The sequence below is a fragment of the Enterococcus sp. GPZ-007 genome, assembly GCF_059374735.1.
In genome coordinates, this window is sequence record NZ_JCAFYN010000121.1 from 1 (window position 1) to 502 (window position 502).

General features: G+C 39.4%; 1 pseudogene. It reads right to left on the reverse strand.

What is annotated here, in order from left to right:
- A pseudogene (locus tag AC4J95_RS21180) lies at positions 1-387 on the reverse strand (IS4 family transposase); the annotation flags it as partial.
- Positions 388-502: the final 115 nt, after the last annotated feature.

Consider the following 502-nt stretch of genomic DNA (forward strand, 5'->3'; position numbering starts at 1 on the left):
AATCGTAGTCGAATCAACGAGCTGAAGACTGGTTGTTTTCGAACTGGGTCGTTCTTTCGATACTTTCCGAGACAACTGTGTAAAGATCTCCATTAGAACGTCTGGACTGATTTCAGCGGTTTTACGAGAGAGCGAGCTATAGCACAGATACTCAATCTCGACTTCTTTACAGAGTCTGCGATCCATAAAGGCACGATCCATTTCGCGAAAGCTGGGTAGTTCTTCATAAACAGCGTGTATCAGAATTTTGATGGCGGCGGAGAAATCCAGTTTTTTACTATACGAATCAAACTGCTGAATCCAATTTTTGGCTTCTTCAGATAATTCGTCAAAATTAATTGCAGAAAACCATTTCTGAAAAGATGTTTTTGCGTTATACTTATCCATGCGTTGGTCCTTTTTATTGGTCTTGGATAAGTCATCCAAGAGTAGTATAAAGGACTTTTTTGTCGTTGGATAGCGTTAAATCAAGCTTTAGTGAGAGATGGAAATCTTTGCAACA